Source organism: Streptomyces sp. NPDC051822 (assembly GCF_044452745.1).
In the GTDB taxonomy this organism is placed as follows: domain Bacteria; phylum Actinomycetota; class Actinomycetes; order Streptomycetales; family Streptomycetaceae; genus Streptomyces.
This window is the reverse complement of record NZ_JBITBZ010000009.1, coordinates 338,245-346,907: the sequence shown is the minus strand read 5'-3', so window position 1 is coordinate 346,907 and position 8,663 is coordinate 338,245. Positions and strand designations below refer to the sequence as shown.

Below are 8,663 nucleotides of genomic sequence, written 5' to 3'. Positions count from 1 at the left end.
GCCCGGTTACATTCCGAACCCGGAAGCTAAGCCTTTCAGCGCCGATGGTACTGCAGGGGGGACCCTGTGGGAGAGTAGGACGCCGCCGAACAATTTTTAGCCTCAACCCCCGGACTCTGTCCGGGGGTTGAGGCATTTTTGCGTTCTAGGCTGTGCGCATGCGCTATGACTTGGTCATCTTCGACAACGACGGTGTGCTCGTGGACAGCGAGCCGATCTCCAACACCCTGCTGGCCGGCTATCTGACGGAGCTCGGGCATCCGACCTCGTACGAGGAGTCGGTGCGTGACTACATGGGGTCCGCCATGCACCGCATTCACGAGCTGGTCGAGGAGCGGAGCGGGCAGCGACTGCCGGGGGACTTCGACGAGGTCTTCCACGCGCGGGTCTTCGCCGCCTTCCGGGCCGAGTTGGAGGCTGTGGTCGGGGCTGCGGAGGTGCTCAAGCAGCTTGCCGACGGCGGGGTTCCGTACTGTGTGGCCTCCTCCGGAAGCCATGAGCGGATCCGCGTCGGGCACCGGAAGACCGGGCTTGATGCCTGGTTCCGGGACGAGATCGTGTTCAGCTCCGAGGACGTCGGGCGGGGCAAGCCGTCGCCCGACCTGTTCCTGCACGCGGCCTCGCGGATGGGGGTGGCGCCCGAGCGGTGCGTGGTGGTCGAGGACAGCCGGCTCGGAGTGCAGGCGGCCCTGGCGGCCGGGATGGACGTGTACGGGTTCACCGCCATGACCCCGGAGGAGAAGCTGGATGGGGCCGCCGGGTTCTTCCGGAGGATGGACGAGCTGCCCGCGATATTGGGGCTGTGATCCATCTACCCCGCGGTAGGTTCCGGCCCTACGCTGTGCCGCCATGACGGATGCGCGGTTGCGGCGTGGGCGGGGATCCCTGGCGGTCAGTTTCTTCGTGCAAGGGGTCACCTTCGCCCTGCTCGTGACCCGAATACCGGCGATCCAGGAGCGGTACGGGATCTCGGACGCGTTGCTGCCGGCCTTCCTGGCCGCCGTGCCCATCCTGGCCGGAGTTGCGAGCGTGGCGACCGGGAGGGTTGTCGCCAAAGTGGGTCCTGCGGTGGTGCTGCGGTGGGCCCAGCCGTTCGTCCTGCTGTCGCTGCTCGCCGTGGGAACGGGAAGCGAGCTGTGGCAGGCGGCTGTCGCCCTGGGGCTCTTCGGGCTCGCGGTCGGCGCCCTGGACGCCTCCATGAACATGCTGGGGGTCAGCCTCCAGCGGGCGTACGGGCGGAGCATCATGCTCGGCTTCCACGCCTCGTACAGCCTCGGCGGGATCGCGGGCGCCTCGCTGGCCTGGGTGGGGGCGCACTGGCAGCTGTCGCTGTTCGTGTCGTATCTGCCGGTCGTGGTCCTGCTGCTGCCCGTCGCGCTCGTCGCCAGCCGGTGGTACGTGGCCGGCGGGGACGGGCCGGGGGACGAGGTGCCGGAGGGCAAGGGGGGGCGGGTCGGCTTCGCGTTGCTGGTGCCGCTCTGTCTCGTGATGACCTTCGCGTACATCGGGGACTCGACCGTCTCCAACTGGAGTGCCAAGTACCTCCAGGACGTGCTGGGCAGCTCGGAGGAGCTGGCGACGGTGCCGTACAACGCGTACATGGTGACGACCCTGCTCGGGCGGGCCGTGGGGGACTTCGGGGTGCGGCGGATGGGGGCCGCGGCGGTCGTGCGGGCCGGTGCGGTGCTCGCCGCGCTGGGGTTCGCGGTGGTGGCGGTGTCGCCGGGGGCCTGGGTGGGGATCGCCGGGTTCACGGTGCTCGGTCTCGGGCTGAGCGTGATCGTGCCGCAGACCTTCGCGGCGGCCGGGCGACTGTTCCCGGGGAGGAGCGACGCGGCCGTGGCGCGGCTCAATGTCTTCAACTACGTCGGCTTTCTGATCGGCTCTCCGCTCGTGGGGGCGCTCGGGGACGCGTGGAGCTACCGGGGGGCCATGCTGGTGCCGATGGTGCTGGTCCTGGTGACGGTGGCGTACGCCACGTCGTTCGGGTCGAGAGCGGCCCGATACGGTGGCGGGCATGAGCGGCCGCGCACTGTTGATGTGGGATGAAGCTGTCACGGGGTACGACTTCGGGTCCGAGCATCCGATGGATCCGGTGCGGCTCGCGCTGACGATGTCGTTGGTGCGGGCGTACGGGCTCGACCGGGCGGTGGACGTGGTGGCGGCGAAGCCGGCCGGGGACTCGACGCTGCGGCTCGTGCACCGTGAGGACTACGTGGCGGCGGTGCGGGCCGCGTCGGCGGAGCCGCGTCGGGCCGACCAGGCGTACGGGCTCGGTACGGTCGACGACCCGGCGTTCGCCGGGATGCACGAGGTGTCGGCGCTGATCGCCGGGCAGTCGGTGGGCGCGGCGGAGGCGGTCTGGCGCGGGGAGGCCGCGCACGCGGTGAACTTCGCGGGCGGTCTGCACCACGCGATGCCGGGCGGCGCGTCCGGGTTCTGCATCTACAACGACGCCTCGCTGGCCATCGCCCGGCTGTTGGAACTGGGCGCGGAGCGGGTCGCGTACGTGGATGTGGACGTGCACCACGGGGACGGGGTCCAGGCGGCGTTCTGGGAGGACCCGCGGGTGCTCACCGTGTCGCTGCACGAGCATCCGCGGACGCTGTTCCCGCAGACGGGGTGGCCGGAGGAGACGGGCGCGGCCGGTCCGGGTGAGGGAGGGGCGGTGAACGTGGCGCTGCCGGCGGGGACGGGTGACGCGGGGTGGCTGCGGGCGTTCCACGCGGTCGTACCGGAGCTGATCGCGGACTTCCGGCCGCAGGTGCTGATCACGCAGCACGGGGCCGACACGCACTTCGAGGATCCGCTCGCCCATCTGGCGGTGTCGCTCGACGCGCAGCGGGCGGTGCAGGAGGCGTGTCACGAGCTGGCGCACACGTACGCCGAGGGGCGTTGGGTGGCCCTGGGCGGCGGGGGGTACGCGGTGGTGGACGTCGTGCCGCGGTCGTGGACCCATCTGGTGGGGATCGCGGCGCACGCTCCGGTGGATCCCGAGTCGGTGATCCCGTCGTCGTGGCGGGACGAGGCGTACGCGCGGACCCGGCAGCCGGGGCCGGCGCGGATGACGGACGGGCGGTGGCCGGTGGGCTTCCGGGACTGGTCCGAGGGGTACGACCCGGCGGACCGGCTCGACCAGGCGGTGCTCGCGACGCGGAAGGCGGTCTTCCCGCTGCGGGGGCTGCTCGCGTAGTCGCTTCCGGAGGTCCCTGGAACGTACGGGTGGGCGTTACGCCGACTGTGCGGTGTCCGGGAGGTTTGGACTCCGTGGCGGTGGTGTTCCGGCAGCATCGGGTGGGTGTTGAGTACCGGGGCGCTGCGGGCGCATCTCTTGGCGTCGGGGTTGGCGGGGACGGTGGCGACGTCGCGCGAGGAGAACCTGCGGAGCTACCGGCTCTTCGCCGCGCGGGATCCGCGGGTGCTCCTCGGGCTCGATCCCGTGTGGGGGTGGGACGAGGCCGATCTGCTGCGGTTGATGGCCGAGAAGTGCGGGGTGTCGGGGGACCCCTCGCACCGCTCGGGGGCCGATGTCATCGATCCGGAACGGACGTTGAGGGGGCTCGACGCGTTCGCCGCGCGGCTGGGGGCGGCGGCGGCGCGGCGGGTTCCGGTGCTCCTGGGGACGGGTCATCCGCACCGGCTGCTCGGTTTCTACGTCGCTCTCGCAGACGCTTTGTCGGCGGCGGGATGCCTTGTTCTCACCCCCGCGCAGGGGAGATGTGTCGACATAACGACCCGGTTCGGCGTACGTACGTACCTTCTCGACTACGTCCGGGGGGTGGCGCTGGTGCGAGAGCCGGGCCCGTCGCGGGGCGGGCGCGAGCCGGGGGCGCACTCCCACTCGCCGCTGCCGGTCAGGGCGGCTCTGGAGAGCGCGGCCGACGGCGGCGGGCCGTTGCCGGAGCTCGTGGTGGGGGACCACGGATGGGTCTGCGGGGCAGGTCAGCTGGGTATCGAGGCGATCGGTCTGGCCGATACGGACGATCCGGCGCTGTTCGTCGGGGAGGCGGAGGGGCAGGTGTCGGTGGTCGTACCGCTGGATGACGGCGTGCGCTCCGACTACTACCGTCCACTCACACGCTATGTACTCAATCGAGCGCGTCTGTCACGGTAAACGGCCGATGACAGCTCCTCTTCCCCACTCGTACCACCCGCCCCTAGTCTTGAGAGTGAGCGCTCGGCGACGAAGAGTCACCGGAGGGGAAGCCGGTGGGCGTCGCGGCGGAAGGTACAGGTGGGTCATGGCTGCTGGCGATCGACCTCTCAACGAGGTCAAGTTTCTGACCGTGGCGGAAGTCGCCTCGGTGATGCGCGTCTCGAAGATGACCGTGTACCGCTTGGTGCACAGCGGTCATCTGCCGGCGATCCGGGTGGGCAGGTCCTTCCGGGTGCCGGAACAGGCGGTTCACGAGTACCTGCGGGAGTCCTTCGTGGGGGTGGGGACCGCGTAGCGCGAGCGCGGCGACAACGCCGGGAAAGCTCCGTATGTCCCTCGGATTACAAGCGCGGTGCTCGGGACGGTAGGCTAGGCCGACGTAGGTCGTGTGGGCCCAGACGCCCCGCACCGATCCCCGCCGGGAGGCGGGGATGTTCCGAGAAGTGAGCGAGGGTAGTCGTGGGCTCTGTTATCAAGAAGCGGCGCAAGCGGATGGCGAAGAAGAAGCACCGCAAGCTGCTTAAGCGCACGCGCGTTCAGCGTCGCAACAAGAAGTAAGGCGACAGCTGCACCGCAGCTTTCAGTGCGTCAGGCGTGGCCCTTCACCGTTCGCGGTGAAGGGCCACGTTTTATTTGCGCGGAAATCCCGAGGCGCTACGGTGGCGACCAACGGAAGACGGACGGAAGGCGCTGATCTTGGGCAAGGTCGTGCTCGTCACCGGTGCCGCGCGGCATCTCGGGGGCCGCTTCGTGCGGCGGATCCAGCGGGACCCGGAGGTGGAGCGGGTCGTGGCCGTCGACGCGGTCGACCCGGCGCACCAGCTCGGCGCCGCCGAGTTCGTACGGGCGGACATCCGCCGGCCCGAGATCGCCAAGATCCTCGCCGAGCACGACGTCGACACGGTGGTCCATCTGGACGTCACCGGCACGGCGCTCGGCGGTGGCGGCCGTACGTCGGTCAAGGAGACCAACGTCATCGGCACCATGCAGCTGCTCGGCGCCTGCCAGAAGTCGCCGCGGATCAGCCGCATGGTGATCAAGTCCAGCACCAGCGTCTACGGCTCCGCGCCCCGCGACCCGGCCGTCTTCACCGAGACGACGCCCGCGAAGTCGCTGCCCAGCGGGGGCTTCGCCAAGGACGCCGTCGAGGTCGAGGGGTACGTACGGGGCTTCGCCCGGCGCCGCCCCGACGTCGCGGTGTGCGTGCTGCGCTTCGCGAACATCCTCGGGCCGCGGATCGACTCGCCGCTGGCCGAGTACCTGGCGCTGCCGGTGCTTCCGACCGTCCTCGGCTACGACCCGAGACTCCAGTTCGTCCACGAGGACGACGTGATCGACGTCCTGCGCCTGGCGGCGCACGAGCCGCGCAGGGCCACGCAGAACAGCGGCACCTTCAACGTGGCGGGCGACGGGGTGCTGCTGCTCTCGCAGTGCGCGCGGCGGCTCGGCCGGCCGACGGTGCCGGTGCTGCTGCCGGCGGTCACCTGGGTGGGGACCGCGCTGCGTACCGTCGGCATCACCGACTTCGCGCCCGAGCAGATCCGGCTGCTCACCCACGGCAGGGTCGTCTCGACGGTCCAGACGCGGGAGGTCCTCGGCTTCTCGCCGCGCTACTCCACGGCGGAGACCTTCGCCGACTTCGTGCGTGGCAGGGGGCCGGGGCTGCTGCCGCCGGAGATGCTGGCGGGGGCGGTGGACCGGCTGGCCGGGCGACTGGCTCCGGCCGCTGCTGCCCCTAATGCGGCTGTTTCCCCTGTGGCACCTGTTCACCCTGTTCCCCCTGTTCACGACGGCGCCTGAGGAGACCGGACAGCGATGGCGGACGCCAAGGTCATTCCGTTCGACGACGACCGGTCACGCGCCCGGCGGCGGCCCGGCCGTGCCGACGGCGAGACGGCGGCCGTACGGGCCCTTCCGGGGCCGCAGCAGCCCCCTGAGGAGCCGGAGGTGGGCCGGGAGGTCCGGGACGGCCTCCCGGGCGCCGGGGGCGGTCGTGAGGCCGGTACGGCGGTCGGGGCCGAGCACGAGGCCGAGGTCGTCGTCGGCGCGGGTCCTGACGGCGGGGCCGAGGAGGGTGCCGGGGGCGGAGGCTGGGAGCGGCGGCTCGCCGGCGGGCTCGCGTTCCTGCGGCGCCGGATCACCGGCGACTACGAGATCGACGAGTTCGGCTACGACGAGGAGCTCACCGACCAGGTCCTGATGTCGCTGCTGCGCCCGCTGTACGAGAAGTACTTCCGGGTGGAGGTGAAGGGCGTCGAGAACATCCCCGCCGAGGGCGGGGCGCTGATCGTCGCCAACCATTCGGGGACCGTGCCGCTCGACGGGCTGATGATGCAGGTCGCCGTCCACGACCACCATCCGGCCGGACGCCACCTGCGACTGCTCGCCGCCGACCTGGTCTTCGTGCTGCCGATCGTCAACGAACTGGCCCGGAAGGCCGGGCACACGCTGGCCTGCGCGGAGGACGCGGAGCGGCTGCTGCGGGCCGGGGAGATCGTCGGAGTGATGCCGGAGGGCTTCAAGGGGATCGGGAAGCCGTTCGGGGAGCGGTACAAGCTCCAGCGGTTCGGCCGGGGCGGGTTCGTCTCGACGGCGCTCCGGGCCGGGGTGCCGATCGTGCCCTGCTCGATCGTCGGGGCCGAGGAGATATACCCGATGATCGGGAACGCCAGGACCCTTGCGCGGGTGCTCGGCTTCCCGTACTTCCCGCTCACCCCGACCTTTCCCTGGCTGGGGCCGCTGGGGGCGCTGCCGCTGCCGACGAAGTGGACGATCCAGTTCGGCGAGCCGATCCCGACGGACTCCTACGCGCCGGAGGCGGCGGAGGATCCGATGCTGATGTTCAACCTGACGGATCAGGTGCGGGAGCAGATCCAGCACACGCTCTACAAGCTGCTCGTCCAGCGGCGGTCGGTGTTCTTCTGAGCGGTCGGGCTCTTCCGGGTCTGTGCCGGGCATGGAGGAAGGGGCGCCCCCCGTCCGTGGGGGCGCCCCTTCCTCTTGCTAGCGAGCGTCCTCGCTGTCGATGCCGAGGCCTGGAAGGAGGCCCGGCAGGAGTGGCGGAAGGGTGACGTCCGGCATGTCGGGTGTCGCCTCGTCGCCCGAGGGGGCCGTCGGCGTGCCGGTCGGGGAGGGCTTGAGCAGTCCGCCGGTGTTGCCGCCGAGGAGACCGTCGTCCTCTGGTGAGCCAGTGCCGCTGTCCGCACTCGGGCTGGTGCCCGTGCTGGGGCCGGACGTGCTCGGTGGTGCGGAGTGGCTGCCCGAGGGGGTGGCCTCCTTGGCGGACGGCGGGCTCTGCGTGCCCGTGCCCTGTGAGTCCCTCGGCGCACTGGGGCTGCCGCTGGGGCTCTCCGAGCCGATCGCGCCCCTCTCGGGGGTACGGGGAAGCACCGACTGGAGCCGTTCGACGTCTTCGTTCATGGCGTCGAAGACGTGCGTCACCTCGCTTCCGACATCCGCCAGTTGGACGGGGAGCCGGTCGCGGAGGCCGTTCCAGGTGTCCCGGTGGGCCTGGGCGAAGGAGTTGAGCCGGGCCATCGGGGCGATCTCGCCGTCCCGCTGGTATGCCTGGCGGAGCAGGCGGTGGCCTTCGCTGGCGTCGTGTTTCATTCCGCCCAGGACGCGGCGGATCTCGCTGAGCGACTCATGGTCGAGATCGCCCGAGCGACCCCGCTCCATGAGTCGGCGGGCCTCGCTGAGGCGGGTGGACGCCTGGTCGAGGTAGATGCCGCCGCGGTCCGCGTCGTCGTCGGCCATGCCCAGCTTGATGTCCTCCATGCCTCGCTTGAGCCCGTAGAGCGAGTCACCGGGAAGCGCGTCGGAGCTGGCCGCGGCCACTCCGCCGAAGGCACCCGCCGCCACGCCGACCGTGAGGCCGCCCGCGGCTAGGCCCTTGGACCAGCGGGAACGGGGGCGCAGTTTCCGCAGTGGGGACGCCCGGTGGGCGCCCTTGCTGCTGGACCGCTGCTCGGGCACCGAAGGCCCGGCGGCCGCGCTCCCCTCCGCGAGCATCGCTTCCATGGCGGCGACGAGCTGGGCTCGCTGCACCACCTTGACCTCGGGATCCAGCTGTGGCTTCGGCAGTTCGCCGAGACCGTTCGCCAAGGCCAACAGTCGTCCATGCTCGGCCGGTTCGGCCGGGGCATCGGACTGGTCTGCCGCCGCGCCCTCGGACGCCCGGTCCTCCAGGGCCTGGGCGAAGGCGTTCGCCCGCCGGTGCGCCGATACGTTCGCGATCACTGGCGGCACCTCCTCTCGTCATGACGGTCGACTCCCCGGGGTGTCCGGAAGGTTGCACACCTTGAGCGCATCCACACGAAAGAGTGAGTGGCTGCGGACATGGCGTGTCCACAGGGAGCCTGCATCCCGCACAACGAGCGGCGCGGCACTTGGGTTACGCGCGAAAGATGATCGGACCAGTGCGTCATCGGGGCGTCACCGACTGTGAGTTGGGCGGGGGTCGTGGTGGCGTGGGGGGAGGACGGGCGACGGGGCCGCCGACCGGGGC

General features: G+C 71.0%; 9 protein-coding genes and 1 rRNA gene. 9 read left to right on the top strand and 1 reads right to left on the bottom strand.

The window, feature by feature from the left end:
• From rrf to ACIA8N_RS26675, 9 genes are all read left to right on the top strand, one after another.
• A 5S ribosomal RNA gene (gene rrf, locus ACIA8N_RS26715) occupies positions 1-91 on the top strand; the annotation flags it as partial.
• 67 nt (positions 92-158) lie between these two features.
• Positions 159-806 (top strand): HAD family hydrolase, encoded by a 648-nt coding sequence (locus tag ACIA8N_RS26710; RefSeq protein WP_365778218.1) that lies wholly within the window; start codon positions 159-161, stop codon positions 804-806.
• A gap of 43 nt (positions 807-849) precedes the next feature.
• Entirely contained in the window at positions 850-2,049 is a 1,200-nt protein-coding gene (locus ACIA8N_RS26705) for an MFS transporter (protein WP_365778220.1), read from the top strand.
• Positions 2,018-3,193 (top strand): acetoin utilization protein AcuC, encoded by a 1,176-nt coding sequence (locus ACIA8N_RS26700; protein ID WP_365778222.1) that lies wholly within the window; start codon positions 2,018-2,020, stop codon positions 3,191-3,193. The genes ACIA8N_RS26705 and ACIA8N_RS26700 overlap by 32 nt, the downstream gene beginning before the upstream one ends.
• Before the next feature lie 105 nt (positions 3,194-3,298).
• Entirely contained in the window at positions 3,299-4,114 is an 816-nt protein-coding gene (locus ACIA8N_RS26695; RefSeq protein WP_365778224.1) for a phosphatase, read from the top strand.
• Between the two features lie 127 nt (positions 4,115-4,241).
• The gene (locus ACIA8N_RS26690; protein WP_030223786.1) at positions 4,242-4,451 is read left to right on the top strand and encodes a helix-turn-helix domain-containing protein; all 210 of its coding nucleotides are present in this window, start codon (positions 4,242-4,244) and stop codon (positions 4,449-4,451) included.
• 164 nt (positions 4,452-4,615) lie between these two features.
• A complete protein-coding gene (locus tag ACIA8N_RS26685) occupies positions 4,616-4,714 on the top strand; it encodes a 30S ribosomal protein bS22 (RefSeq protein WP_003948845.1) in 99 nt (32 codons plus the stop codon).
• 138 nt (positions 4,715-4,852) lie between these two features.
• A complete protein-coding gene (locus tag ACIA8N_RS26680; RefSeq protein ID WP_365778226.1) occupies positions 4,853-5,956 on the top strand; it encodes an NAD-dependent epimerase/dehydratase family protein in 1,104 nt (367 codons plus the stop codon).
• A 15-nt stretch (positions 5,957-5,971) separates the two neighbouring features.
• A complete protein-coding gene (locus ACIA8N_RS26675; RefSeq protein WP_365778228.1) occupies positions 5,972-7,081 on the top strand; it encodes a lysophospholipid acyltransferase family protein in 1,110 nt (369 codons plus the stop codon).
• A gap of 78 nt (positions 7,082-7,159) precedes the next feature.
• Here the strand turns inward: ACIA8N_RS26675 and ACIA8N_RS26670 are convergent, their stop codons facing one another.
• Positions 7,160-8,395 (bottom strand): DUF5667 domain-containing protein, encoded by a 1,236-nt coding sequence (locus tag ACIA8N_RS26670; protein ID WP_365778230.1) that lies wholly within the window; start codon positions 8,393-8,395, stop codon positions 7,160-7,162.
• Positions 8,396-8,663: the final 268 nt, after the last annotated feature.

Excerpts from the sequence above, each read along its gene's own strand:
- ACIA8N_RS26710 (WP_365778218.1), top strand. The coding sequence starts at position 159 with ATGCGCTATGACTTGGTCATCTTCGACAACGACGGTGTGCTCGTGGAC.
- ACIA8N_RS26705 (WP_365778220.1), top strand. The coding sequence starts at position 850 with ATGACGGATGCGCGGTTGCGGCGTGGGCGGGGATCCCTGGCGGTCAGT.
- ACIA8N_RS26700 (WP_365778222.1), top strand. The coding sequence starts at position 2,018 with ATGAGCGGCCGCGCACTGTTGATGTGGGATGAAGCTGTCACGGGGTAC.
- ACIA8N_RS26690 (WP_030223786.1), top strand. The coding sequence starts at position 4,242 with ATGGCTGCTGGCGATCGACCTCTCAACGAGGTCAAGTTTCTGACCGTG.
- ACIA8N_RS26675 (WP_365778228.1), top strand. The coding sequence starts at position 5,972 with ATGGCGGACGCCAAGGTCATTCCGTTCGACGACGACCGGTCACGCGCC.